A 25,540-nucleotide genomic window follows, 5' to 3' on the forward strand; every position below is an offset into this window, starting at 1 on the left:
GCCGTTTGTGATAGGTCGCAAGAACTTCCTGTTCGCGAATACACCGCGCGGGGCAAGGGCGAGCGCCATTGCCTACAGCCTGGTGGAGACAGCCAAGGAGAACGGGCTGGACCCGTATCTGTACCTGGAATACCTGTTCGAGCGGTTGCCCAACATCCGAACGGACGACCGGGCGGCGATGGATGAGTTACTCCCGTGGTCGGACCGCCTGCCGGAACGGATCCGCAGGCGCGGGAAAAAAGCATAGCATGAGAAATCGCCCCGCTGGGTTCCCTGGCGGGGCTGATTGTTGCTGTGCATGACTCTCGCACGAAGTCTGGAGAAGCGCAAGGTGTGAGGGGTTTGACGCTTACCAAGACACGACGTTGATAATTGCGGCATGTATAACGAAGAAATCAGGCAGGCATTACAAGAATTTTTCCCGTCCATACCAAGCCGTTGCGAGGAATTGGGTGTAAAAATCCACTTTGCTGCGATGGGTCACCCAGACCATGTTTTCTATTTGCTTGTCGAAGCTGACAATTTAACCTCCGTATGTGCATTATTGAGTGCAGTCCCGATGAAGCAGGAATTTGATATTAAACCAGTGCGCTTGATGGAATTAGGGATGCCGAAATACTGAGGTCAATGCGTTCAGCAACGATACATTCTTCCGTCTGACATCAAAAGGTGCTGTCTGCGTCTTTCGGCAACTCCCTCAACCGCAGCAGGTAGTTTGTCACGTTTTCGTCATCCGTCACCGGATAATCGTAGCCAAACCGATGGCCCACAGCCGTCGCGAGCTTCCGAAAGAGGCCGCACAGGACGAACAAGGACCTCCACATGTTTTCGTATGTCCCATTGGGGAATGTCTGAACATATTCGGTCCAGATGCGCGGATCGAGATATTTTTCAAAGTATTTGCCGCAGGCGCCAACATTCACCGCAAAGTTGGTCTGCATCCCGATATACCATTTCAGCATCAACGAAAGCATGCTTCGGACGGGATGCTCCAGCATGAAGTTCGCATAGGGCAGTTGCTCACGCCACACTCCTTTCGCGACATATGTACAGGTCCACCAAAATTCATTACAGCAGCAAGCGAATTGCTCCTTTGTCGGTGGTGAGATTCTGTAATCGAGGTCACTGGGTTCTGGAAGAGGATGCAGAAGGTTGTCCTTATCCATCAGCACCACGCTGAGACTGTCGGGCACGTACTGGTCTTTTTTCTCCACCGGGTATAGGGTGAGGTCAATACGATTGCCATCTTCAAAAAGCATGAGAAACGCAAAACCGTCTCTGTTGTTTGGAAACAGTACGTTCTCATCGGGCGTTTGCATGATGATCAGTTTTCCAAAATGCTGAATCCAAGTCCGATCACGGATGAAGGCATCGAGGCGGGACACGAGGAAGACGACGTCGTAGTCTTGCAAAATATCGCGGGGGATGCTCGAATTCACCCTCGAACTGTTCATGATGACCGCCCTAACCCGCTCGTCTTGTTCGGCGAATGTGCGTATCAGACCCATCATTTCTCGTTCATTTCTCACAGTGCAGTCCCCCTTGACGTCACTACACAGACTTTCCACACCTTCCCGTCTGTTCCTGTCGGTTTGCATGGGTTGTCGCGCATCGTTTCCGTTCGGGGGGAGTCAGCGCATGCTCGACAGAGACCGCCCGCGCCGACGGCATCTGTGCGACCCGTCATATCAGAGGCAGACCGGTGATGCGGGCGACGTCGGGATCCCATGCCACGAGGTCGTCCGCTGTCACCTCGTGAAGTGAATGCTTGCCGAGCGCCCGGGCGCCCACCTTCATCTCTTCCACACAGCTGATGAGGAATTTGTGCAGGCTCTGTGCGCCCTCGTCTTCATCAAACCGGTGTCTGAACCGGCCTTTGGCCCAGGCCAATGCGGTGGGGGGTTCAAAAGGAATGGATTTCACAATCTGCGTATGCGTCGCGGCAAATAGTGCAGCGGTGCCAATGTACACCGCGTCGGCGCCGAGCGCCAACGCTTTGAGCATATCGCCGGGCGTCCGCAGACCACCGGAAATGACGAGGTCGACGCGATGTCGCAGCCCTTGGCGGATTAGGTAGCGCTGTGCCCGGCAGAGGGCGGCCAAGGTGGGAAGGCCGAAGTCATCGACCAGGATGGCCGGGGAAGAATGCGTACCTCCCTGTGCACCGTCAATGACGATAACATCCACCCCAGCGGAGACCACCAGTTGCAGGTCGCTTTCCAATGCATGTCCGGCCGGAATTTTTACGGCCACGGGGACCCCGCCGCTCATACGCCGCAGTGAATTGACCAGCTTTCGCAGGGAACGCGAGTTATGCACGCCGGGGATGCCGGCTGGAATATAGCTTCCGGTGTTCATCGCATCAGGGACTCCCATATCCTGGGCGATTTCCGGGGTCAGGTCGGAACTGTGCACAACCGTTCCGCAGTTGACGTTGGCACCCTGGCCGAAGCGGATTTCAATCATGTCGGCGGACCGGAAGGCGACTTCCGGCGGACACCAGGGGGCGGCGTGAAATTGAACCACCAAACGGTGCGCGAGCTCCCGAAACTCCGGCAACCAGGGGCCCTGTCCGGAATTGGCCGAGGTACCGGCCAAGGCTGCGCCCTTCATCAATGCTCGGACAAACGGTTTGCTTAAGGCTACGCCATATCCCATGGCGGAGATCATGATGGGCATGGACAACACCATGGGGTGGCGCGCTCGCTTCCCGATGATGGTCTCCGTCGCAACCGGCTGCCCATGGTCCACGGCCCTTCCCGGGAGGGGGACGGGGGAAAACAGCAATCCGTCGAAGTGCGGAAAATGCCGTGTGGTTCCGATGGGCTTTGCCAGTGGCACGCCCTCGTGAGACCGCAGTTCGTTTTCAATGACCCACTGGATACCAAATTTCCGTACACCGGTGAGACCTTCCGCAATGTTGTCCGTATACGGTTCTTCAAACAATTTTCTGACGGCGTCTCGGAACACACGTAGGAAAATCCACCGGCCCCAGAGGGGGGCGGTGAGCAACGCGAGCAGTCCCAACGTCGCCCATATCACCAGCTGCATCCCCACGAACCAAATCATGTGCACAGGCCTCCGCGTCTGAATACATTCAACCTTCGCGCATGGACAGGGTGTTTCCCACATGCGAATCATTCCTGGATAGTTTGACCCACATGCTGCGTTACACACATCGGGACAAGATGGCTCTTTGATACAGATTGGGGAGGACGGATGTGCCGGCGATGGAAGTGAAGGGACGACGGGGGTTTGAGGAAAATTGCGCCGGAGGTATCCCGCCATGGAGGATGCCTCCGGCGGTGTCACCGACTGCTGAGCGGCTGCGGACCTTCCGGCTCGGACGGTGTGTCACTGTCCTTGACCAGGCTGGTATACCAGCCGTAGCTTGTGTCTGTCGCGTGCATGCGTTCAGCATTTCGACGAGGCCCGCACTCTGCAGAGCTCCCTCTGACTTGGGGGTGTTCAGCGGCCATGTCGTCAGGATCTCCGACAGCATGAAAGGGCTTGACAATCACGCTGGTCGTCCGCGCATGGATTCCGCGTTGCTCGTTGTCTGTAAACGAATCGGACATCATCCGCTCCCTCCTTTGACTCGTTTGCTATCTTCGCCAAAGCGAAGCGGGTCCATGCAGGGAATGGTGTGGAGATGGGAGAAAGACATGCATCACGCGAGACGAATCAGGAGCGGTCCGATTTCTACCGTCGACGGGAGGGGAAGGATTGTCCGATGCGGCCAGTGGGGCAGTACCACATTGTCAGAGCACTGAACAACAATGTTCTCGTCGTTTTGACCGAGGGGCGAGAGGAACAGATTCTGATTGGCAAAGGGATTGGCTTCGGGGCGAAACGTGGACAGTACATCGACGGTACGGATCCGCGAATTGAGAAACGTTTTTCCCTGATGACTCAGGACAACAAAGATCACTTTGAACAACTGTTCTCCGTCGTTGCTCCGGAGGTCGTGGGGGTGGCGGAGGAACTCATCGCGCTGACTTTGCACGTCCTGCAAAGACCGCTGCATGAACACATCCACGTGGCGCTTCCGGATCACATCGGGTTCGCCCTGACCCGGTTGCGGGGCGGCCTGAACATTGAGAATCCGTTTCTGGATGAGATTCGTCTTTTGTATCCCCAGGAGTGGAACATCGCAAAAACCGGAGCGGAGTGGATTGCGGAACGGTTTGGCGTTCCCATCCCCGATGAAGAAGTGGGATTTCTGACGCTGCATATTCATTCTGCGACGCATGAGCGCGGTTTATCGGAGACGGTGCGGGTGACAGATGCCGTCAATACCGCGGTGCGGGCGATGAAACACGCCTTGCGGGCGGAACTTCTGAAAGATCGATTGAACTATACGCGATTGGTCATCCACCTGCGCTTTGCCATCCAGAGAATCCTGCGGGATCAACCGATTCACCACCCACTGGCCGACGCAGTCGCTGAAAAGCTGCCGGAGCCGTACCGTATGGCAAAGTGGGTGGCCGAGGTGTTAGAGGCGCGCTTGAAGAAACGCGTACCGGAGGATGAAGTCTCTTACCTCGCGATGCACATAGCGCGGTTCACCGCGGGCCACCTGGACTAACGTTCGTCCACCACACTGCATTGCATTATGTTCGAATATTTTGTATTATTGGTCTTGGAAAGGCGTGCGACTGCGAGGAATAGGCAGGCATGAGCTGAAATGGCTCTTGTCTGCCTATTTTTCTGTTTTCGCACCGGATTGCCAAGTTGAGCACAGGGGGGACTTGGATGTCAGCAAAAGTAAGTACGTTTTCGCCTATCCTTTTGGTGGTTGCGGTGGTGCTTGGGATTGGTGCCATTCTCTATTGGCTGGGGTTGCCGACAGTGCTTCACGTTCCGTTTCTGGTCTCCGTCGGGTACGCCATTCTATCGAACTATGCGGCCGCTCTGGCGATTGGGATTGCCGTCGGTATGGCGAAGGAGCATCAAGGGGCGGCGGCTCTGGCGGCGTTTCTCGGGTATGAGGTCATCATTCAAGGCGCGAGCGCGCTCTCCAAGTCCATTCCTACGGACGATAAGAGCGCATTCATTTTGGTGGCCGGGCTCACGGCAGGCGTTCTCGCGGGTGTCATGTACAATCGCTTCTACAGGACCAAGCTTCCGGCTTGGCTTGGATTTTTCGGTGGACGGCGATTTGTGCCGCTCGTCACGGCGCTGGCCTCCTTGTTTGTCGCGCTCATTCTCGGCCATACGTGGCGGTGACGAATCGTGCCAATGACCGTAATGGATTTCTCTGCGAACTTTTCTCGAAACGTTCCATCACGAGGAGGATGGTTATGCTGGGTCAACTGCAGCGAATTGGCAAGGCACTGATGCTCCCCATCGCCGTTCTGCCGGTGGCTGGTCTGCTGCTGCGATTGGGGCAGCCGGACACGCTCAACATTCCGTTCATGGCCGCCGCGGGCAATGCGGTGTTCAATTTCCTTCCCGCCATTTTCGCCATTGGGATTGCGGTCGGATTGGCCAAGGACAACCATGGTCTTGCGGGCCTTGCCGGATTTGTAGCGTTTCAAGTCCTCTCTTACGGATCACAGGCGATTCACAGCGACAACAATCTCAGCTATTTGGGCGCCATCGTGGCCGGCCTGTTGACCGGATGGCTATTCAATCTGTTCAGCCGGGCGCGCGTTCGCGGATTGGACTTCTTAGCTGGGGGACGCGGTCTGGCGGTGATTCTCATCACCCTGACGTCCGTCATGTTGTCGCTGGTGTTCGGCGTGGTCTGGCCGTTCGTTCAGGACGCGTTCAACACGTTGGGACATTGGTTGGCGGCCACGGGGGCCGTCGGCGCCGGGCTGTACGGGTTGTTGAACCGTCTGCTGATACCGTTCGGCCTGCATCACGTCATCAACACGTACATTTGGTTTGTTTACGGCTCCTATCACGGAGTCTCCGGAGACCTGAACCGCTTCTTTGCGGGAGATCCAACGGCCGGAGGCTACATGGCGGGATTCTTCCCCATCATGATGTTCGGTCTGCCAGGGGCCGCGCTGGCCATGATTTTGGCCGCCCGGCCGGAACGACGGCAGGCGGTGGCTGGCGTATTGGGCAGTGCGGCGTTCACCGCGTTTTTAACCGGGGTGACCGAACCGATTGAATTCGCGTTCATGTTTCTTGCGCCGCTCTTGTTCGTCTTGCACGCCGTTTTGACAGGACTGACCCTGATGGTGGTGTACGCACTGGGCATTCGCGACGGATTCACGTTTTCTGCCGGGTTGATTGACTACATCCTCAACCGGAATCACGCTACGCACGGTTGGTGGCTCATTCCCATTGGGTTGGTTGTCGGTGTACTCTATTTTGTGGTGTTTTATTTCAGCATTCGGATTTTCGACATCAAGACTCCAGGACGTGAACTGGAAGGCGCGGGTACCGCAGGTGGGGGATTCATTCTCGACGAATACCAGGTCGGCGCTGCCACATCGCGTGAAGATGAGGAAAACACGACGTCCATCTTTGGACGTTCATCAGAGCATCGGGCGCTGGAGTACGTGCGCGCACTCGGAGGTGCGGAGAACATCCTGGAAATTGAAGCGTGCACGACACGGCTGCGGTTGAACGTGAAAGATGTCGAGAAAATTGACGAGCTTTGGCTCAAACAGTTGGGAGCCAGCGGTGTGATGAAGCTCAATCGGCACAATGCGCAAATTGTGGTCGGGACCATCGCGGATCTGTTGGTGGATGAGATAAAGCCGCTGCTGTGAAAGGGAGGGCTCCGCGGCGCGGGGCTCGAGCGGTCTCAAATGGACAGTAGAGGTACACGACCGCATGGAATGGTGCGCCGAAGGGAATGGATCGGGAGGTGAGGACATTTGACCGTTCAGAATGCGTCGCTGTTGCTCAAGAATGCGAGGCTGGTGACCGGCGCCGCGACGTGCCAAGCCGGATGGATCCGCTTGGAGCGCGGTATGATCACGGAAGTCGGGGATGGTAAGCCACCTGAGGACATGGAACGGGCGGTGGAGACGGTGGACGTGGACGGGGAATGGGTGGTTCCGGGGTTCATCGATCTGCACGTCCATGGCGCGGATGGCGCCGAGGTGATGGATGGCACGCCCGCCGCGCTGCGGAGGATTGGACGGTTTCATGCGCGGCACGGCACCACCGGCTGGCTGCCCACCACGCTCACTGCACCGGTGGCCTCCATCCTCCAAAGTTTACAGGCGGCGCGGAGGGTGCAGCAAAGCCCGTCGCCGGATGATGGCGCGCGGATTTTGGGCGTGCACCTCGAGGGTCCCTTCATTTCACCGCGCAAGGTGGGGGCGCAGAACCCGGCGCATGTACTCGCCCCGTCCGTCGAGGTGATGCGGGCGTTCGAGCATGTGTCGCCAGGACTGGTGAAAAAGGTCACCCTGGCGCCGGAGCAGCCTGGGGCGCTGGCGTTGGTCCACTGGTTGCGGGAACGCGGAATCATCCCATCCATTGGTCATACGGAAGGGACGTTTGCAGAGATAGTCCGGGCGATGGAAGCAGGAGCGACGCAGGCGACCCATCTGTTCAATGCGATGACCGGTTTGCACCACCGCGAGGGCGGCGCCGCAGGGGCGTGTCTGCTCGCGGACGATGTGACCTGCGAGTTGATTGCCGATACGCTTCACGTGCATCCCGATGTGATGAGACTGGTGGTTCGTGTGAAAGGTCCGGATCGAATTGCCCTGATCACCGACGCCATTGCAGCAACCGGTAGGCCGGACGGCCGGTACCGACTCGGTGAACTGGAGATTGTCGTGACGGAGGGCAAATCCTTGTTGAAGGACGGGCATACGCTGGCGGGCAGCACGTTGACCATGGATGCGGCGGTGCGAAACATGGTCTCCCGCGTGGGCGTCTCCCTCGAAGATGCCGTCATCATGGCCAGCACCACACCGGCGCGGGAATTGGGACTCGGAGACCGGAAGGGCGCCATCGCCGTCGGATACGACGCGGATCTGGTGGTGCTGGATGAAAATCTGACGGTGGCGCGAACCTTTGTGCAGGGGAGAGAAGTGTATTGTCGGCGGTGACGATTCGACGGCAACGCGTTGAATGGGTGGTGGCTGCAGATAGGTCGCACTTGCATGAACTGGCGGCCAACGTGATCCTGGACGTCCTGAGAAACACGGAGCGCCCCGTGTTCGGCTTCGCCACCGGCGGGACGCCGCTCGGGCTCTACGAACAGTTGGTGCGCCGATCGCTGGAGAATCCTCGACTGCTCACCCGGTGGCAGGACGTAACGGGGTTTAATCTGGACGAATACGTGGGATTGTCGCCGGAACATCCGCAGAGCTACCATCACTACATGTGGCGGTATGTGTACCGGTATTTGCCGGTGCGGCCGGATCGCATGTTCATTCCAAAGGGGATAGGAAACCTGGAGGATAACTGCCGAAGTTACGATGAAAGCCTGATGAAGTACGGATGGCCGGACGTCCAGATCCTCGGAATTGGAAAGAATGGCCACATCGGATTCAACGAACCGGCCCGCCGACTCGCGATGAACACGCATGTGACGCGGCTCAGTGAATCCACGCGGTTGGCGAATGCCCGCTTCTTTCCGAGTGCCAGGGACGTCCCGGAGCAGGCCATCACGATGGGGATGGCAGGTATTCTGCGTGCCAAACAGATTGTATTGCTCGCGTTTGGCGAAGCGAAACGCGACGCGTTGATCCGCGCGTTCTCAGGGTGGCTGGGAACGGACGTGCCGGCGTCGCTGCTCCAACTCCATCCCCATGTCACCGTGTTTACGGACCAGGATATTTTCGGTGATCTGAGCTGACGTGGAGAGGAGGGCCTCCGCTTTGGGAGACGGCGCTCAGACATCACCTGCGGATTCGGATAGAATTTGCTGCCATTCCTCGTCGGTAAAACCGCGTGAACGGGTCAGAAAGCGAATGCCTTCGGGACTTTCGACGGAAAATCCACTGCCGCGGCCCGGCACCACGTCGATAATCAGCTGTGTGTGCTTCCAGTACTCGTACTGCGCGGCGCCAATGTAAAACGGACATCCGCCAATGTCGCCGAGATAAACATCCTGCGGTCCGACTTTGAATTCTCCGAGTGGGTAACACATGGGTGCGCTGCCATCGCAACATCCGCCGGACTGGTGGAACATGAGCGGCCCGTGTTTGGCCCGGAGTTGTTCAATCCATGTCAGCGCGGCATCGGTGGCGACGACTCGCCGTGTGTCCATCGGTCATTCCCCCCTGATCTCGTCGATGCGGATTTGCAGAGAGGGCAGGAACCCTTGGTTCCCGCCCCCTGCTGCAGGCTTCAGAACAATCCCGGACCCTGGCTGCTGTAGTCGACCAGCACGCACTTGGTCTGCTGGTAGTGTTCCAGCATCATCTTGTGCGTTTCTCGACCAATGCCGGATTGTTTGTAACCGCCGAACGCGGCGTGTGCCGGATAACTGTGGTAGTTGTTCACCCATACGCGTCCCGCCTGAATCGCGCGACTCATGCGGAAGGCGAGGTTCACATCGCGCGTCCAGACCCCGGCACCGAGCCCGTACAGCGTATCGTTGGCGATGTCCACCGCGTTCTGTTCATCGGTAAACGACGTGACCGAGACCACGGGACCAAAAATTTCTTCCTGGAAAATGCGCATTTTGTTGTGGCCTTCAAACAGGGTGGGTTGAATATAGTATCCGCCGGCCAGATCGCCCGGCAGCTCGGCGCGTGCACCGCCGCACAGCAATTTGGCGCCTTCCTGTTTGCCGAGTTCGATATAGGAGAGGATCTTCTCCAACTGGTCTGTCGACGCCTGCGCGCCAATCATGGTTTCCGTGTCCAGCGGATTTCCCTGAACAATCTTCTGGGTGCGCGCCAGTGCGCGTTCTATAAAGTCGTCGTAGATGCTCTTTTGAATCAGCGCGCGGGACGGACACGTACAGACTTCGCCTTGGTTGAGCGCGAACATGGTGAATCCTTCGAGCGCTTTGTCGACGAACGCATCCTCCTGTGCGAGCACGTCCTCGAAGAAGATGTTCGGCGATTTTCCGCCCAACTCCAGCGTGACCGGAATGATGTTGTCGGACGCGTACTGCATGATGAGGCGTCCCGTCGTCGTCTCTCCGGTGAACGCCACTTTGTTGACCCGCTTGTTGCTGGCGAGCGGTTTTCCGGCCTCAATGCCAAAACCGTTGACCACGTTGACGACACCCGGAGGCAGCAGGTCGGCTATCAACTCCATCAGCACCATGACGCTGGACGGGGTTTGCTCCGCTGGTTTCAAAACCACGCAGTTCCCCGCCGCCAATGCCGGGGCCAGCTTCCATGTGGCCATCAGGAGCGGGAAGTTCCAAGGGATGATCTGCCCCACGACGCCGAGGGGTTCGTGGTAGTGGTAGGCGATGGTGTTGTGGCCGATTTCGCTGATGGTCCCTTCCGCAGCGCGGATGGCTCCGGCGAAATAACGGAAGTGGTCGATGGCCAGCGGAATGTCGGCGGCCAGCGTTTCGCGAATGGGCTTGCCGTTTTCCCAGGTTTCCGCCACCGCGAGCATTTCCAGATGGGCTTCCATTCTATCTGCAATCTTGTTCAACAGGTTGGCCCGGTCGGCTGGGGATGTCTTGGACCAACTCACCTTGGCTGCGTGGGCGGCGTCGAGCGCCAGTTCAATGTCCTCGGCGGTGGAGCGCGCGACCTCGCAGAACGGTTTTCCGTTCACCGGAGATACGTTTTCGAAATATGCGCCTTTGACCGGGGGAACCCATTCGCCGCCTATGAAGTTGTTGTAGCGGCTGCGAAAGGTCACCTTGCTGCCGGGCAAACCCGGCTTTTCGTACAACACAAAGATCCACCTCCACGGACGTGTAAGCGATTGCATTAAATCGGTAGATATATACGGTGGACAGGATTCAAATATGCGATGTTCGCCGTCATTCCAGTGTGAGGACGACCCTGCCGTTGATTTGGCCCTTCTCCATTCGCTCGAATACGTCGTTGATCTTCTCCAGGGGTTGGGTTTCAATAATGGTTCTGACCTTGCCTCGAGCGGCGAAGTCCAGGGCCTCCTGAAGATCTTTGCGAGTTCCGACGATGGAGCCTCTGACCGTGACTCCGTTCAACACGGTGTCAAAAATGGGGATGGGGATGTCTCCGGTGGGGAGTCCAACCACCACCAGCGTACCGCCGCGTCGTACGGATTGATAGGCTTGTTCAAACGCTTTCGGTGTGACCGCGACACTCACCGCAGCGTGCGCGCCGCCGACGAGACGTTCAATCTCTGCCACGGGATCTACCTGGCGGCTGTTGACGGTGAAGTCGGCCCCCAGTTCATTGGCCAACTGGAGCTTTTCATCGTGAATATCGACCGCAATGACGTTTAGTCCCATGGCTTTGGCGTACTGCAAAGCGACGTGGCCCAAGCCGCCGATTCCGAAAATTGCCACCCACTCTCCGGGTTTGGCCTGGGTGACCTTCAACGCCTTGTAGGTGGTAACGCCTGCACAGAAGATGGGGGCCGCTGCTTCAAACGTCAATTCGTCGGGGATTTTTGCCACGTAGGCGGCGGGAGCCTTGCAATACTCGGCATAGCCTCCGTCGACCGAGTAGCCGGCATTCAACTGATGCTTGCAGAGTGTCTCCCAACCGGTGAGACAGTAATCGCATTCACCACAGGCCGAGTAAAGCCACGGGATACCCACTCGATCTCCAACTTTCAGAGATTTTACGCCTTCTCCCAACTTGACCACGGTGCCAACGCCTTCGTGACCGGGGATCAAGGGAAGCTTGGGTTTCACAGGCCAATCCCCATGGGCTGCGTGGAGGTCTGTATGGCAAACCCCGCAGGCTTTGATCTTGACCAGAACTTCCCCGTAGCCAACCTCTGGCACTGGCACCTCCTTGATCTCCAGTTTCTGATGAAACTGATTCACGACTGCAGCTTTCATGGTCATGTCCCCTTTCTTTCAGAAAGTGCTTGGTGTTGCGGAGAGATGTATGAGCAAGAATGATGCCAATGTTGTTTCTTGTTGAAAGATTGAGTTTTCAAGTCGTATACTTCTAATGACTGGTAATCAAGCGTCGATTCTTCGGTGCATTGGACAAAAAATCGGCCGGTTGAACGTTTTTTCGGCGGGGGAAAACCAAAGGTTCAGGGGGGAAGAGCGTGCGGATCACGAAATTCGTAACTCCTGAAATCATCTTTGGGGCTGGAGCTCTTTCACAGGTAGGAGAGTGTCTGCTGCGGTTGGGCGCTCGGAAAGTGTTCATCGGCAGCGATCCAGGGGTATTGGCGCATGGATGGGTTGAGCGAGTGGTTCATCACTTGAAACAACACAACCTGGAATATCATTTGTGGACAAGCGCTTCTCCGAATCCAAAAGACTTCGAAGTACATGCAGGCGTTGAAGCATACCTGAACGCGGAATGCAACGCGGTGCTCGGCATTGGTGGAGGCAGCGCGATCGATGCGGCGAAAGCGATTGCACTGCTGGGCTCCAACGGGGGAACCATTCATCAATATGAGGGCGTGGACAAAATCAAGTCGCCGCTGCCCCCCATGGTGATGGTGCCCACCACGGCTGGGTCCGGATCGGAAGTGTCGCAGTTCTCCATCATTGTGGATACAAACCGCAGCGTGAAAATGACCATTGTGTCTAAATCGTTGATCCCCGACATTGCCATTGTTGATCCGGAAACCCTCACGACGAAAGATCGGCGGTTGACGGCGAATACAGGAATGGATGTGCTGACACACGGGATTGAGTCCTATGTATCGCTCGCCGCAACGCCGCTCACCGAGGTCTATTCTCTTCAGGCCATACGGTTGGTGGCGCGTTACCTCCGACCGTCTACCGCATGTCAATCCAATCACGAGGCGAAGGCGGCGATGGCCATGGCCAGTCTCCAGGCAGGCATGGCTTTTTCCAACGCCATCCTGGGGGCCGTTCACGCCATTTCCCACCAGTTGGGCGGAATGCTCGATACTCCGCACGGTGAGGTGAACGCCATTCTGCTGCCGTATGTGATGCAGTACAACTGCATCGCATGTCCTGAAAAATATGGAAAAATCGCAGAGGCGTTCGGCGAACCCGTCGCGGGATGCAGTTCCACGCAAGCCGCCAAACGGGCTATCGAAGCCGTGCGGGAGTTGGCGGATGATTTGGACATTCCAACGACGCTGTCCACGTTGGGGTTGAGGGACGAACAGATTGCCATTCTGAGTCACAATGCGGTGAAGGATGTGTGCATGGTGACCAATCCGCGAGACATGTCAGAGGATGACGTGGCGGCACTTCTCCGTCAGGCGATGTAGGATAAGGGGTTTAGCCAGATGGATCGAAAAGAGGAGATTCTTGAAAAACTGACGGGCATTCAATCGTCGCGGCTGAGCTACTACGCGGAGTTGACGCGCGCGATGGAGGAAATGAAAAAGAAGAGCAACCAATTGCGGATTCTCAATCAGCTCACCAAGATTCACGTGAACGAGTCATGGGAGGGGATTAGCAGGTATCTCGCGTCGCAGCTGCGTCAGGCATTCGATTTCGATGTCTTCATTCTGTCGCTCTGCGATGCGTCCGTCGTGGCCAACCACATTTGTTGGATGGAAAATGGCCAATGGTTGAGTCGAACCCAAGCGATGGGAGATGCCAGCCGGGCGGACATGAGTACAGATGTGAGTGATTTGATTCCATGGGGCCGCGAACCGCAGAATCGTCTGTCCGTTCCTTTACAAAATCAACTGGGTCAAAGAGTTGGCGAATTGATTTTACTCAATCACGCGGCATTGCAATATTCGGAAGAGGAGTTTTCGTTTCTGCAGGTGGCCGCGGATTATGTGGGCGTGGTCATTGAAAATATTCTGTTGTTCAAAGACTTGAGCAAGAAGGTAAATCTGGAAGCCCAGCTGATTCAGTCTGCGAAATTGGCTGCGTTGGGCGAGATGGCTGCCGGGGTTGCCCATGAACTGAACAGCCCGTTAACGGCCATTCTCGGCAATGTTCAACTGTTGATGAGAGGCAGCAGCGGTGAAGCGGCGGCGCAAATGCTCGAGGATATTTATCGGTGTGGTCTGCGTTGCAGGAAAATCATTCAGAACCTGCTCACCTTCGCGAGACAGGATGAGTATGCCTGGGAGTCGCTGAACCTGAACGAGGTGGTCGGCGGCGTCCTCGAATTGATTGGATATCAACTGCAGGTCTCTGGAATTACTGTACAGACCCGACTCTCTGATGACCTTCCCCCTTTTCAGGGCAGCCGCCAGCAAATTGAACAGGTCCTCATTAACCTGTTGCTGAATGCGAGAGATGCGACCCTGCACAGGGAAGGCGCCCGCATCGAGGTGGAAACGGGCACCACCGAACTGGATGGAATGGAAGTGGTGTACGTAGCCGTATGGGACAACGGGACAGGTATCAAGGAAGAGCATTTGTCGCAAATTTTTCATCCGTTTTTTACAACCAAAGAAAGATTCAGAGGCACGGGGCTCGGTCTCTCGGTGAGTCACGGAATTGCCGAGTCCCATGGCGGTAAATTGCTCGTGGAAAGCGAAGAGGGTGTCTTCAGCAGGTTCACACTGGCGCTTCTCCGGCAGAACGTGAGGTGAAATTGATGGGGGACACACCGATTCTCATCGTCGATGATGAACAGGAGGTTACGACTTTTTTCAAGCATCTGTTGGCGGGAAAGCAGTGCCAAGTGCACATCGCCAACGATGCTGCTGCGGTGGACCGATTCCTGTCCGAAGGAATTCCGTTTCGCCTTGCTTTGGTGGATCTGAAGCTTCCCGACGCCAACGGACTGGACATTCTGTCGAAAATCAAACAGCGAACCGCTGCCTGTGACGTGGTGATGATGACCGGCTACAGCACCGTCAAGTCGGCGGTGGCCGCCATTCAGGCAGGTGCTCGGGACTACTTGGAGAAGCCGTTCGAAAACATTGATGAGTTGGAATCGCTCTTGGATCAATTCCTGCAAAGACAGTCATCGGACGATGAGTCTCTGCAGAAGCTGGCGGCTCAGTACGGCATCATCTGTGCTCCAGGCAGTCCCATGCACGCCATTCTCGCCATTGTCAGGAAGATTGCAAGAAGCAGATCAACGTTCTCATTGAAGGTGAAACCGGTACGGGCAAGGAACTGATGGCACGCTTTATTCACGGATTGAGTTTGCGATCCGCTCATCCGTTCGTCGGCATCAACTGCGGCGCCATCTCCGAATCTTTGCTGGAGAGCGAGCTGTTTGGCCACGAGCGGGGAGCCTTCACGGGCGCGATGAAACCACGCAGGGGATTTTTTGAACTCGCGGACAGCGGGACGCTATTCTTGGACGAAATCGGAGAAGCGCCGATGTCCATTCAGGTGAAGCTGCTTCGCGTACTGGAGACCGGTGAATTCATGCGGGTTGGCGGAGAGCAGATGATCAAGGCGAACGTCAGAGTGGTGGCAGCCACCAACCGTAGCCTGGAATTCGAAGCCACCACGGGCCGCTTCCGAGAAGACCTCTTGTACCGCATCGAGGGAATCAAGCTGACCATTCCCGCTCTGCGGGACAGACCGAACGACATTCCCGCGATTACCCGCCACTACCTGAGTACGAAACTAGAGGTGGACATTGACGAAGCAGCCATGCAGGTGCTGACGGCGTTCGATTGGCCAGGCAATGTGCGGCAGTTGATCAACGTTTTGAACCAAATCGTCGCCGTCCATGACTGTCCAGTGATCAGAGAGCAGCATCTTCCCGCTTGGCTCAGAGATAGATTGGCTGCCGACGCCGCGCTGAGCTCCCTTGCCCCATCCGCGGATTGCCATCTCGAACGGGAGATGGAACGATTCGTGGACAGCGTAATCCATCAGGTGGGATCCGTGGATGAGCTGGATTTCAGATCATTCATGAAAAAGGTCAAGAAGTTGGAAGTCATGATGGCCAGGCGGTTGGTGGAGAAAGGACTGTCCGAGACGGGGGGCAACCGGAAGGTGTTGAGTCAGAAGTGGAATGTCACACCGCGTATGCTTCGGTACATTCTCAATGAAAGGCAATCGTAATGGGCCCGTCCATCGTTGAGTGCCATGGGTCGGGACCGCGCGAGTCTCCCCGGGACGGAAATGGCATACTTCTCGTCATGCGTGAATTGTGTTACCCTATTCAACAAATAGTACACACAATTTGCGGGAGGTTAACGGCGTGAAAACGATTATTGTGTGTCAGGATTGTGCGGAAGTGATTGACTACATGGATGGCGAGAAGGTGGAAGTGCTGTACGGAAAATGTCGGGATTGCCATGGATCCGCGGACGTGGAATGGCTTGACGGCGTTGCGGTGAACGAGGAGATCCGGCTTGGCACCATCGGTGCCTAGCACGGCACACATCATCGCTACAGGCATGGAAGATACGGCACCCGCAGGACGGTTGTGCAACCGCCGCGGCGTGCCGTATTGTGTGTTGATGAAGCTCAGAACGGGACGAGTGGGTGCTGCATCTCGAACTGTTGGGCAAGAACTAGGTGGAGGCGATGCGCTGTGTCGGAACAACCGGAGCGCGGTGACGGAGGGATGAGGCCCGGTTTGGCGGCGTGGTTCGTGGCCACGGCCGGGATCAACTTCGCGGGTGGGGCAGCCCTCGGCGGATGGATGGCGGCCAATCCGTCCGTCTGGCCGTACATCGGCGCCGTCCACGGTTCCTGTACGCGATGTTGATTCTACAATCGGTGAGACGCGCGGAACCCATGGGAGCCATGCGCGGTTTTGTCTGTCCGCTCACGCGTACCTGCTGGTGGCGGTCACGCTGGCGTGGATGCTGGTCCTGGCAACGGAGTGGCCGCGGCGCTCGGTATGGTGTGCGCATGGTCCTGGTTGACGCGCGTGGGCTGCGGGGCAGTGGCCATGGCGGTGATCATCTTCTGCGTTCAAATGCTGCGCGTGATGCGTTTGCGGGATTTGCGAAAGGAACTCTGGGAACGGGAGGTGCGACATACGGTGTGACACCAGGGTAGCGACCAGCGTGAGTGAGCGTGAGCTTGTTCAACGGGCTGTATGCTTGAATATACGCTGTCTGGCGCTGTGAAGCGGCCGTTGCAAAATCGGGCCCCGTGAAGATATACTCACCAAGGAATCTTGTCCGACTGCGCTGACAGGGGAGCGAGGAGCCAGTGGACCGCACCTCCGTGAGAGCGAGTTATGTGGTCGCCCGCACTCAGTTTCGTCTCAGAGCGGTGCGCTGGATTGGATTTCAAGGGTGTGTTTGTTCATACTTTGCGGATATGAGTTCATGGAATTCTCTTGTGAATGACGATACATAGATAGATAGAAAGCAGACGCGTTTCACGGGCAATGGGAGCAATCCATCGTTGTGCGTTTGGCGGATTGAGTGCACGGGTGTGCGGACTTGCCGTTCGTTCCAGAACATGGCGCGAAGGGAAAGGAGCATGACGACGTGCACATTGTTTTTGATTTGGGAACCTCCACTTTCCGCGCTGCGGTGCCCGGCCAGGGAGAATGGATCAGTGAACCTTCGGTGGTGGCGTTTGACGAGGCCGGACGCTGCATGGTCGGTGCGGAAGCGGCGGAGATGATAGGCCGAAATCCGCAAGTGGTCCGGGTGGTGCGCCCCATTCAGGCCGGTGCGGTGGCCGATTTTGATGCTGTGGTGCAGTTGATGCAACGCCAGATGGCCCGGTTGAGTTCCGCCGGATGGCGTCGGCGATGCACGGTGACGCTGTCCATCCCCGCGGAATTGACGCAGGTGGAGCGCAAGGCGCTGGCGGAGGCGGCGACGGCGGCCGGAGCCAAACAGGTGGAGTTCATGGAAGCGTGCGTGGCGGCGGCGATTGGGACGGAGTTGCCGATTGGCGAACCCACGGGCTGTTTCGTGGTCAACCTCGGTGCCGGGATCACCGAGGCCGCCATCCTGTCGATGGGTGGAATTGTAAACTATCAATTCATGCAATTCGGCGGTGCGGCGATTGACGCGGCATTGATGGAGCGATTGAAGAAGGAGTATGGATTTCTCATCGGTCAGCTATCGGCAGAGCGCCTGAAGCGGGCGTGTTCCACCCGCGATGACGGCATGGCCGAACTCGTGGTGAAAGGGCGAAACCTCTCCACGGGGTTGCCGGATCAGCGTCAGGTGCCGGTCTCGCTGGTGCATGAACAATTGGATGCGTATGCCGACATGGTGGTGGATCTCATGGTGCAAACGCTCACCTCGTGTCTGCCGGAACTGGTCGGGGACATCATGGATCGCGGGATTGTCCTCGTGGGAGGCGGAGCGGAATGCCCTCGTCTCGTCGAGCGCTTGAAACATCGGACGGAGGTGCCGATGGTGGTGGCAGACAATCCTTTGGATTGCGTGATTCGGGGGTTGCAGCAGCACCGTCCGCGCCGCAGCATCGCGGGCTGGAAGCGAGCCTTGGGATGGAAATAGATGTTCAAAATGTGTTCAATGAATTTTTGCTAGAATGAACATAGTGCAAGGTCGAGGAGGGGACATGTGAAAGCGAAAGTTGTAGGTGCAGTGATTGTTCTTTTGGTGGTTGCGCTGGTGTTGGTGCAGTGGCTGCGGCCGCTGCCAAAGCCGGTTGAACAATTGACCGGATCGGCGCAAACGGTGGTTCCCGGGACGATGAATTTCTCGTTCCCGAGCGAGGGGCAGGCTGCGGTGGCGGTGACCGGAGTCGGCCTGATGGCGGCTACGCCGGATCAGTCCCCGGTGCCCATTGCCAGTCTGACCAAGATGATGACCGCTTATGTGGTGCTGAAACACCACCCGCTGACAGCCGGCAACGATGGCCCGACCGTGACCATGACGGCGGCGGATGTCAATCTGTACAACAAGGACAAGGCAGCCGGTGATTCCGTGGTGAAAGTGGTGGCCGGAGATAAATGGACCGAGCGCCAGATGCTCGAAGGTCTATTGTTGCCGAGCGGAGACAACATGGCGACGAAGCTCGCGATTTGGACGGCTGGCAGTGAGGCTGCGTTTGTCCAGGAAATGAATCAAACTGCGAAAGCACTGGGTATGACAAACACAAAATATGCCGATGCGTCCGGTGTCAATCCGGATTCGCAAAGCACCGCGATTGACCAGTTGAAGGTTGCCGACGCCGCCATGCAGGATCCGGTGTTTCGGAGCATTGTCGCCGAAGCACAGGCGGATCTGCCGGGCGCGGGCCGCGTGTACAATGTCAATTCCTTCGTTGGAAAAAACGGTATTGTCGGCGTGAAGACGGGGAGCACGTCGCAGGCCGGTGGCTGCTTCGTGTCCGCTATGTACCACAACGTCGGCGGCAAACAGGTGTTGACGCTCGGTGCGGTGCTCGGGCAGCGGGCGACGCCCATGCTCCAGGCCGCATTGGAGGCAAATTTGACTTTGTTGAAACAAGCGGGTCAGTATCTGTCCATGAAGACCGTTGCGCAGGGACAGGCGGTTGGAACGGTCAGCGTGCCGTGGCAGTCACAGGTCACCCTCACCACCTCCCAGTCCGCAAGCTACATTGCGTTCCCTGGCATGCAGGTGAAACAGTCGCTGGTGGGCAACACGCTGGTGGTGGCCGCCGGCGAGCAGCGTATCAAGGTGCCCGTGACACAGTCGGCGCCGCTTGGGAAACCATCGCTCAAATGGCGTCTGCTGCGACTGTGACGAACCATTTGGGCCAAAGCAACAACACCCCGGAGCCTCACGATGAGGCGTCCGGGGTGTTTTGTCTTGGTCAGCCCAGTTGAAGTGTGGTTACTGTCGATCCGGCAGATGTTCCAGGTACACCGTGGACATCGCCTCCAGTTCCTCCACGCGGGCCGAAATCTGCTTCATCAAAGGCGTGGTGGGCACCACGTTATGCGTGTTCACATCCACCGCCACGGTCGTTGTTGGGTTGTACAACACCTGATTGTCTTCATACGTGCCGTCCGGTTCATAGTACCGGAACCCGAGCAGATTCTGGGACTGATTGAGGACGTCCTCGCCGAAATGAATCTGGTTGAGGCGAATCCCGAGCAGGTTGGCCACTGTCGGCAGTGTGTCGATTTCTCCGCCCGGCATCTCCACGGTCTGATGCTTCATACCGGGGACGTGCAGAATCCCCGCAATGTTGTACATGTCCACAATGTTCTCCGGATGTCCCACGGCCGATGTGAACGCAGCCTGTTCCGCGGCGTTTTTCTGGTACCATTCGTCGGGGAACGGGAAATGGTCTCCGTAGATGAGCACGACCGACTGATTCCACAGACCGTCTTCCTTCAACTGGTTCACGAAGCGCCCCAGCGCCGCGTCGGCGTAGTGGGCTGCGACGAGGAATTTGCCGACCTCCGTTCCGGCCATGTCGGCGGGAAGCGGCAAAGTCTGATACTTCGCGGGCAGCTCAAACGGCTCGTGGCTGGACAATGTCACCATGAACGCGTAGAAGGGCTGGTGCTTGGCCTGCAGTGCGGTGAACAGCGGCAGACTCTTCTGGTACAGCACGTCGTCCGAAGCGGCATAGGCAATTTTGTCCTCTGTCCCGAAATACTTCATGTCGTAGAATTGCTGGAACCCCAGGGATGGATATACCACGTTGCGGTTGTAGAACTTGATGTCGTTCGTATGCAGAGCCATCGTCCGATATCCCGCTTGATTCAGCAGTTTTGGCAGGCTCGGAAAATCCTTGGTTGGGTCGGCTTGGAACAGGCTCCCCTCCTCCAGCGGATACAACGACGTGTTCGCGATGATCTCGGCGTCGGACGTGTGCCCTTGGCCGATTTCCGTGGTCCAGTTTCGGAAGTACACGTCAGATTGGGCGAGACTGTCCAAGGTGGGGGTGACTTCCACACCGTTGACCTTGGCGCCAATCACAAAATTGGGAATGGACTCCATTTGAATGATGATCAAATTCTTTCCCTTGGCCATCCCGAAGTAGCGAGGGTGCGTCGGCTCGGAAATGCCCTTGAGGCGGTCGATGGCGGACTGGGTGATGGTGGACAGCGGAATGTTGGACTGTTTCTGACTTTCATATACCTGAAACGCTTCGGCGTTGAGGATGCCCGCGTCGTCGGCGAAGGCGGTCACGTCGTTGGAATACTTCGATCCAATCACCATGTTGATGAGGGACAGCACAACGCCGCAAACCGCGGTCCACGTCACCGGTTTCCACGAGGCGCGTTGCGCCCGGCCAATGGGATACCTCCGGCAGAGGGCGAGCACGGCAATCACGGCCAGGTCGGCGAACAATAACAGATACCAGGCGTGAAAGAACATGCCCATGGTGCCGCCGTCCGTGACCGATCCCAGCATCTTGATTTCGGTCAGCGCATGGTACGTGTAGATGCGCGAAAAGGCGTTGAAATACATGAGGAGGGAAAAGAGAAACACGGAACACAGGGCGTTGTACACGAAATAGGCTGCCGCGACCCACCGCTTTTTGCCGAATAAAAGCTCGATGATGGCCGACAGAATGACAATGCCTCCGATTTCCACAAAGATGTCGCGCAACACGTTGACGCTGTCGAACAGCGCGTAGCGAACCAGCGCGAATTTGGCCACCAGGAGCACGGAGACAACCACGAAATGACTGTTGAGACGCTGCAACCCAAGTTTTTTCATATCTATCACCAACTACTTATGATATCTTCACTGATTCCTGGGCCACAATGCGCTCCACAAAAACAACACATTTCGGGACTCTGGCCCATGTCCCGGACGGCTCGGTTCACCGTTGTCCGATAGACCTTGCCGCCCTGCACGAAAAGCGGCGAAAACGGGCTTGTCTGCCGATTGTCATTCACAAATTGGCCATATAAAATTAACAGAAAAGTCACACATTTAGGAGGCGGTACCGATGGGGCTGTTTTTCAGTTTGTTCATCGGTCTCTACATGTTCATGTCGTATACGTACTCCTGTGTGTATCAGAAGGCTGGCGTCAGCAACATATTTCTGGCGTACTTCCCGATTTTGCAATTGTTGCCGCTGTACAAGATCATTGGCAAGAGCGGTTGGAATGTTCTCTGGCTCTTTGTTCCCGTTGTGAACATATGCTTCGTCGTGTATTGGACAGTCCTGTTCTTCCGGGCGTTTCGAATGAGTCCCTGGTGGACGTTGTTGGTGTTTTTTACGCCGTTTTGGTTCCTGATTATCATTTACATGGCGTATTCGCCAGACGTGGTGCATCGTACAGCACGTGTTCCCGTGGCAACGCCCGCTGTAATGTAAACGCTTGCGATGGGGCGCGGGTTTTCCCCGGCGGGCAGGAAACATCGCCCGCCGTATCTGTCGGTTCCATGACGGTCCATCGGTGGCTGTCCGTCCGCCGCATTCAATCTGGCGAGCGGCGCAGCAAGATGTGGGAAACCACCCGCAGCCATGGACGTCGACTGCGTTGACGATGATAAAATTCGGCAAATGTCGTTTCCCCGGCAATGACGCGAAACGCGTGTTGGACCATGCTGGGGTGTTTGATGAACAGCCGATGCACCCGTCGAGGCATGGCGTGAAACAGATGGCCGGCTCGACGGAACAGCCGCATCTCCGCCCGCAGTTCCTGTTCCACCCGCTGTTCATAGACAGAGAATGGACAAAGGGGCTCTCTTTCCGCCGCTCTGGGCAATTCTTCCGCAAGGATGTTGGCGCTCCGCAGCGCGTAGTAGATGCCCTCGCCCATGAGCGGATCGACCAAGCCTGCGGCATCGCCGACGAGGGCACAGCGACCGCGGGTGAACGGTTGATGGCCGCCACCCACGCTGAGAAAGAAGCCCTTCTCGCTGCGAATATGTCCCTGAATGGCCTCCCGTTCCATGTACGTCTGGAGACGTTCTTTTAGGAAGTTTCCATCGCGTGTACCGAGTCCAATGCCCACGGACAGGTGGCGGCGCTTTGGGAAAACCCAGGCGTATCCTCCCCGGATGAATCCATAGTCGATGGCAACCGTTCCCTCATAGCGTCGCAGGACCTGTTCCGGAACGTCCACCTCGTATTCCAGCGCCAGAATTTTGTTCTTGTCTTGCATCAGTCCGAGCATGCGCGCAGTGGGACTGTTCACACCATCCGCGCCAATCAGGTAGCGCCCCTGAAAAACGCCCTCCCTCGTGCGCACGCGCACGCCATCATCGTCGCATTCAACAGCAGTTACCGGGTGCCCGAGCCGGGTGTCCACCCCCGCGGCGATGGCAGCATTCAACAGGAGATGGTCAAACTCGTCGCGCATCACCATGTAGATGAGCGGATCATCCCTCCGAAACGTGTGGCGCAGTGTGCCGTCGCAACAGAGATTCATAGCGCGGATTTCACCCTGAATGACGGGGGAGACATCAATGTCCAACTGCTTGGCCGCCCGCAGGGTGAGCCCCCCACCGCACACCTTGTATCGAGGAAATTGAGCCTTGTCCAGCAGCAGAACCCGCCAGCCCTGGACTGCCAGCTTTCTGGCCGCGGTGCTGCCGCTCGGGCCGCCGCCGACGACAATGGCGTCATACATGTCAGAACCTGACAATGGCATCGCCTCTTTCGGAGCAGTCGGGTTCTTTCAGACCCGGGCCGACATGCGGCCGACATCCATTATAACCGTCTCCGCGACAACATCGCACGGACGAGGATGTTGCTTAGCTGCAGTCAAACGCCTGTAGGATCACCTGGTTGGCCATTTGGTTCTTGTGAATTTCCGTGAGCACCCGGGAAGACAGCGAATCCAACGGCGATGTCGGCCATTCCCCGCAGATGTCGGCACCCACCACGCGGTGATGGCGGCGCAGCCAGACCAGCCAGTACAGCAGTTGGCCAAGGTGCAGACTGCCCGCATCCCAGTCGGTGACGGCGTCGGTGGTGCGCAGTACGTCCTTGTCCACGCTCACGTACACGGGCCATGGCCCGATGGCCCGCTGAACCGTTTGCACCAGCCTGCGTTGGGATTCCGCACGCTGTATGGTTTGCTCGTCCACCACGTGCACGCGAGAAGCCTTCAAAGCCTGTTCGGCAAAGGATGCAGCCGGTGGCGAGGGACGCGCACCGACGATGACGACACGGCGCAGCATAGACAGGTTGGACAATGCGAAAGACACCCACGATCCGCAGGAGAGCAGTGCCTCCCCATTGGGGTCGAGGGCCAGATCCGTGTGGTGGTCAAACAGCACCAGGGAGAATGGTTGCTGAATTTCGGATAGCAGGAAGTAGGAGACGTAGTGGTAATTTCCGCTGCCAATCAGGGTCACCCCGCGATGGCGGCGTCGGCCCAGGCGGCGTCGGATTTCCCTGGCCGAAAACGGATCGCATAATCCTCGCGTTCCGGATAGGTCGGAGCAGTCAATCCATTCGTGCGGTACAGAGAGGTGGAAATCCTGCATCTGCAAGGTTCCGTCGAAATTGAGAAACGTCACACCCTGATCTCCAATGTACAACGTGCATCACTCCATCGGTGTCTGCAGTGCGTTGATCATGTGGTAAATCAAAGTTTCCCATCATTATACCACCATCCAATTTGTGGGGCACGAGAGGCTGGCAGATTCCCATGGTTGCGACGCGAGCTGTTGGAGCAGGGAAGGTCACGAGGATGCGGAGATAAGGGAAACATCGGAAGACGATATAACATCATGCCTAATGATGATTAAATAAATCGGATTTATTTGAATTATCATTGAGACACACGCTGCCCGGGCATATACTCTTGCCATCACCGGGCGCGTGAAACTGACAGCGGGTACGGAAGGCAGTGCGCCATGCCGTCACCGACAGGGAAGGTGACGACCAACAACGCAGGGGAAGGTGGATGGATGCGATGACTCAACATCACGAAGACGTAAGCTCTGTGGAGGTTGGGTGGTTCTTGCCCACGTCGGGCGACGGGGCGTTCATCGGTTTGTCGCCCGAGCGTGCACCGACGCTCGATTATCTCACCCAAGTCGCGCAGGCAGCGGAAGACGCAGGATTCACGTTCGCCCTCATTCCCACCGGAAACATTTGCACGGACGCTTGGCTGGTGGGGGCGGCCGTTGCGGCCCGTACCCAACGGTTGAAGCCATTGGTGGCCATGCGGCCGGGGTTGATTGCGCCGGTGCTGGCGGCGCGCATGGCCGATGTCTACCTGATGTGGGCGGAGCCGCTGGACTGGATTCGCACACAGATCCAGGAGGTGGAGTTCTACCGCGCGGAACAGAAGCGCTACGAGGGCATAGATCGGAAGATTCGCTACGGTTTGCGCGCGCAGGTGGTGGTGCGTGAACGCGAAGAAGACGCTTGGGAGGCCGCCCATCGAATGATCAGCCGCGTCAGTCCGGATCTGCTGGAACTGGCCAAAGTGAAGGTGCAGCAAACGGATGCCACCAACCAGAAGCGTCAGAATGAGCTCTGGCGGCAGTCGCAAGAGCGCGATTTCGTCATCGGCCCCAACTTGTGGGCGGGACTCACCGCCGTCCGTGGCGGAGGGGCGGTGGCCGTGGTGGGGACGCCCGAACAGGTGGCGGATCGGCTGCTGGAATTCGTGGACATTGGCATCAGCTCGTTCGTCTTGTCCGGGTACCCGCACCTGGAAGAAGCGACGCGTTTTGGCGAGTTGGTGTTGCCACGGTTGCGAGAGAAGCTGGCGCAGCGGCAGACTGCCGCGCCGGTGGTTTGAGACGACGCGCCAGGCAGGAG

The 25,540-nt window shown here is 57.3% G+C and carries 27 protein-coding genes; 18 read left to right on the forward strand and 9 right to left on the reverse strand.

All coding sequences use genetic code 11. The features are described from left to right. Together G463_RS0110835 and G463_RS22845 are read left to right on the forward strand one after the other, a co-directional pair. Positions 1-247, forward strand: a 247-nt coding sequence (locus G463_RS0110835) for a transposase domain-containing protein (RefSeq protein ID WP_211227411.1), incomplete at its 5' end; no start/stop codon positions are given. Between the two features lie 132 nt (positions 248-379). Then, positions 380-622, forward strand: a complete 243-nt coding sequence (locus G463_RS22845; RefSeq protein WP_156900174.1) for a hypothetical protein — start codon at positions 380-382, stop codon at positions 620-622. A 40-nt stretch (positions 623-662) separates the two neighbouring features. On the opposite strand, the gene G463_RS0110840 is transcribed toward G463_RS22845, so the two are convergent. The 3 genes from G463_RS0110840 to G463_RS0110850 all read right to left on the reverse strand — a co-directional run bounded on the left by G463_RS0110840 (position 663) and on the right by G463_RS0110850 (position 3,578). Further along, a complete protein-coding gene (locus G463_RS0110840; protein ID WP_026975186.1) occupies positions 663-1,529 on the reverse strand; it encodes an aminoglycoside 6-adenylyltransferase in 867 nt (288 codons plus the stop codon). 154 nt (positions 1,530-1,683) lie between these two features. Continuing rightward, positions 1,684-3,069 carry an FMN-binding glutamate synthase family protein gene (locus tag G463_RS0110845; protein ID WP_035486935.1) on the reverse strand — a complete coding sequence of 462 codons (1,386 nt, stop codon included), beginning with the start codon at positions 3,067-3,069 and terminating at the stop codon, positions 1,684-1,686. A 239-nt stretch (positions 3,070-3,308) separates the two neighbouring features. Then, on the reverse strand, positions 3,309-3,578 hold the full coding sequence (locus G463_RS0110850; RefSeq protein ID WP_156900175.1) for a hypothetical protein: 270 nt from the start codon (positions 3,576-3,578) through the stop codon (positions 3,309-3,311). A gap of 155 nt (positions 3,579-3,733) precedes the next feature. Here G463_RS0110850 and G463_RS0110855 point away from each other — a divergent pair, with 155 nt between their 5' ends. The 5 genes from G463_RS0110855 (at position 3,734) to G463_RS0110875 (ending at position 8,782) form a co-directional block, all read left to right on the forward strand. Further along, on the forward strand, positions 3,734-4,588 hold the full coding sequence (locus tag G463_RS0110855) for a PRD domain-containing protein (protein WP_035486914.1): 855 nt from the start codon (positions 3,734-3,736) through the stop codon (positions 4,586-4,588). A 167-nt stretch (positions 4,589-4,755) separates the two neighbouring features. Then, entirely contained in the window at positions 4,756-5,229 is a 474-nt protein-coding gene (locus G463_RS19995) for a PTS transporter subunit EIIC (RefSeq protein ID WP_051322208.1), read from the forward strand. Between the two features lie 74 nt (positions 5,230-5,303). Next, on the forward strand, positions 5,304-6,731 hold the full coding sequence (locus G463_RS0110865) for a PTS transporter subunit EIIC (RefSeq protein WP_026975190.1): 1,428 nt from the start codon (positions 5,304-5,306) through the stop codon (positions 6,729-6,731). 108 nt (positions 6,732-6,839) lie between these two features. Further along, complete coding sequence (gene nagA, locus G463_RS0110870; RefSeq protein ID WP_026975191.1) at positions 6,840-8,030, forward strand: N-acetylglucosamine-6-phosphate deacetylase; 1,191 nt, start codon at positions 6,840-6,842, stop codon at positions 8,028-8,030. After that, a complete protein-coding gene (locus G463_RS0110875; protein ID WP_245575874.1) occupies positions 8,027-8,782 on the forward strand; it encodes a glucosamine-6-phosphate deaminase in 756 nt (251 codons plus the stop codon). The genes nagA and G463_RS0110875 overlap by 4 nt, the downstream gene beginning before the upstream one ends. Positions 8,783-8,818: 36 nt before the next feature. Here G463_RS0110875 and G463_RS0110880 read toward each other — a convergent pair whose 3' ends face one another. The 3 genes from G463_RS0110880 to adhP all read right to left on the reverse strand — a co-directional run bounded on the left by G463_RS0110880 (position 8,819) and on the right by adhP (position 11,899). Next, a complete protein-coding gene (locus G463_RS0110880) occupies positions 8,819-9,196 on the reverse strand; it encodes a DUF779 domain-containing protein (protein ID WP_026975193.1) in 378 nt (125 codons plus the stop codon). Between the two features lie 80 nt (positions 9,197-9,276). Continuing rightward, the gene (gene exaC / locus G463_RS0110885; RefSeq protein ID WP_026975194.1) at positions 9,277-10,797 is read right to left on the reverse strand and encodes an acetaldehyde dehydrogenase ExaC; all 1,521 of its coding nucleotides are present in this window, start codon (positions 10,795-10,797) and stop codon (positions 9,277-9,279) included. An 88-nt stretch (positions 10,798-10,885) separates the two neighbouring features. Then, positions 10,886-11,899 (reverse strand): alcohol dehydrogenase AdhP, encoded by a 1,014-nt coding sequence (gene adhP, locus G463_RS0110890; protein WP_026975195.1) that lies wholly within the window; start codon positions 11,897-11,899, stop codon positions 10,886-10,888. 218 nt (positions 11,900-12,117) lie between these two features. Here adhP and G463_RS0110895 point away from each other — a divergent pair, with 218 nt between their 5' ends. The 9 genes from G463_RS0110895 (at position 12,118) to G463_RS0110930 (ending at position 19,587) form a co-directional block, all read left to right on the forward strand. After that, complete coding sequence (locus G463_RS0110895) at positions 12,118-13,266, forward strand: iron-containing alcohol dehydrogenase (protein WP_026975196.1); 1,149 nt, start codon at positions 12,118-12,120, stop codon at positions 13,264-13,266. A gap of 18 nt (positions 13,267-13,284) precedes the next feature. Then, positions 13,285-14,556: a sensor histidine kinase gene (locus G463_RS20000; RefSeq protein WP_035486917.1), complete on the forward strand. Its 1,272-nt coding sequence runs from the start codon at positions 13,285-13,287 to the stop codon at positions 14,554-14,556. A 5-nt stretch (positions 14,557-14,561) separates the two neighbouring features. Further along, positions 14,562-15,092 carry a response regulator gene (locus G463_RS23590; RefSeq protein ID WP_245575859.1) on the forward strand — a complete coding sequence of 177 codons (531 nt, stop codon included), beginning with the start codon at positions 14,562-14,564 and terminating at the stop codon, positions 15,090-15,092. Then, the gene (locus tag G463_RS20005; RefSeq protein WP_245575878.1) at positions 15,059-15,994 is read left to right on the forward strand and encodes a sigma 54-interacting transcriptional regulator; all 936 of its coding nucleotides are present in this window, start codon (positions 15,059-15,061) and stop codon (positions 15,992-15,994) included. The genes G463_RS23590 and G463_RS20005 overlap by 34 nt, the downstream gene beginning before the upstream one ends. Positions 15,995-16,133: 139 nt before the next feature. Beyond that, positions 16,134-16,307 carry a GapA-binding peptide SR1P gene (locus tag G463_RS24045; protein ID WP_084171555.1) on the forward strand — a complete coding sequence of 58 codons (174 nt, stop codon included), beginning with the start codon at positions 16,134-16,136 and terminating at the stop codon, positions 16,305-16,307. A 162-nt stretch (positions 16,308-16,469) separates the two neighbouring features. Continuing rightward, on the forward strand, positions 16,470-16,646 hold the full coding sequence (locus G463_RS22850) for a hypothetical protein (protein ID WP_156900176.1): 177 nt from the start codon (positions 16,470-16,472) through the stop codon (positions 16,644-16,646). Between the two features lie 93 nt (positions 16,647-16,739). Continuing rightward, on the forward strand, positions 16,740-16,931 hold the full coding sequence (locus G463_RS0110920; RefSeq protein ID WP_026975197.1) for a hypothetical protein: 192 nt from the start codon (positions 16,740-16,742) through the stop codon (positions 16,929-16,931). A gap of 451 nt (positions 16,932-17,382) precedes the next feature. Next, positions 17,383-18,372 (forward strand): rod shape-determining protein, encoded by a 990-nt coding sequence (locus G463_RS20010; RefSeq protein ID WP_051322209.1) that lies wholly within the window; start codon positions 17,383-17,385, stop codon positions 18,370-18,372. 66 nt (positions 18,373-18,438) lie between these two features. After that, positions 18,439-19,587: a D-alanyl-D-alanine carboxypeptidase family protein gene (locus G463_RS0110930; RefSeq protein ID WP_026975198.1), complete on the forward strand. Its 1,149-nt coding sequence runs from the start codon at positions 18,439-18,441 to the stop codon at positions 19,585-19,587. A gap of 90 nt (positions 19,588-19,677) precedes the next feature. Here the strand turns inward: G463_RS0110930 and G463_RS0110935 are convergent, their stop codons facing one another. Next, positions 19,678-21,522 carry an LTA synthase family protein gene (locus tag G463_RS0110935; RefSeq protein ID WP_026975199.1) on the reverse strand — a complete coding sequence of 615 codons (1,845 nt, stop codon included), beginning with the start codon at positions 21,520-21,522 and terminating at the stop codon, positions 19,678-19,680. Between the two features lie 235 nt (positions 21,523-21,757). Between G463_RS0110935 and G463_RS0110940 the strand changes: the two genes are divergently transcribed. After that, positions 21,758-22,129: a DUF5684 domain-containing protein gene (locus tag G463_RS0110940; RefSeq protein WP_026975200.1), complete on the forward strand. Its 372-nt coding sequence runs from the start codon at positions 21,758-21,760 to the stop codon at positions 22,127-22,129. A 103-nt stretch (positions 22,130-22,232) separates the two neighbouring features. Here the strand turns inward: G463_RS0110940 and G463_RS20015 are convergent, their stop codons facing one another. Beyond that, positions 22,233-23,405, reverse strand: coding sequence for a geranylgeranyl reductase family protein (locus G463_RS20015; protein WP_169725468.1), 1,173 nt, complete (start codon positions 23,403-23,405; stop codon positions 22,233-22,235). Positions 23,406-23,514: 109 nt separating this feature from the next. Then, on the reverse strand, positions 23,515-24,306 hold the full coding sequence (locus G463_RS0110950) for an arginase family protein (protein WP_245575861.1): 792 nt from the start codon (positions 24,304-24,306) through the stop codon (positions 23,515-23,517). Positions 24,307-24,683: 377 nt separating this feature from the next. Here G463_RS0110950 and G463_RS0110955 point away from each other — a divergent pair, with 377 nt between their 5' ends. After that, complete coding sequence (locus G463_RS0110955) at positions 24,684-25,520, forward strand: LLM class flavin-dependent oxidoreductase (RefSeq protein ID WP_026975202.1); 837 nt, start codon at positions 24,684-24,686, stop codon at positions 25,518-25,520. The last annotated feature ends 20 nt before the right edge of the window (positions 25,521-25,540 follow it).

It is taken from the genome of Alicyclobacillus contaminans DSM 17975, assembly GCF_000429525.1.
GTDB classification, from domain to species: domain Bacteria; phylum Bacillota; class Bacilli; order Alicyclobacillales; family Alicyclobacillaceae; genus Alicyclobacillus_A; species Alicyclobacillus_A contaminans.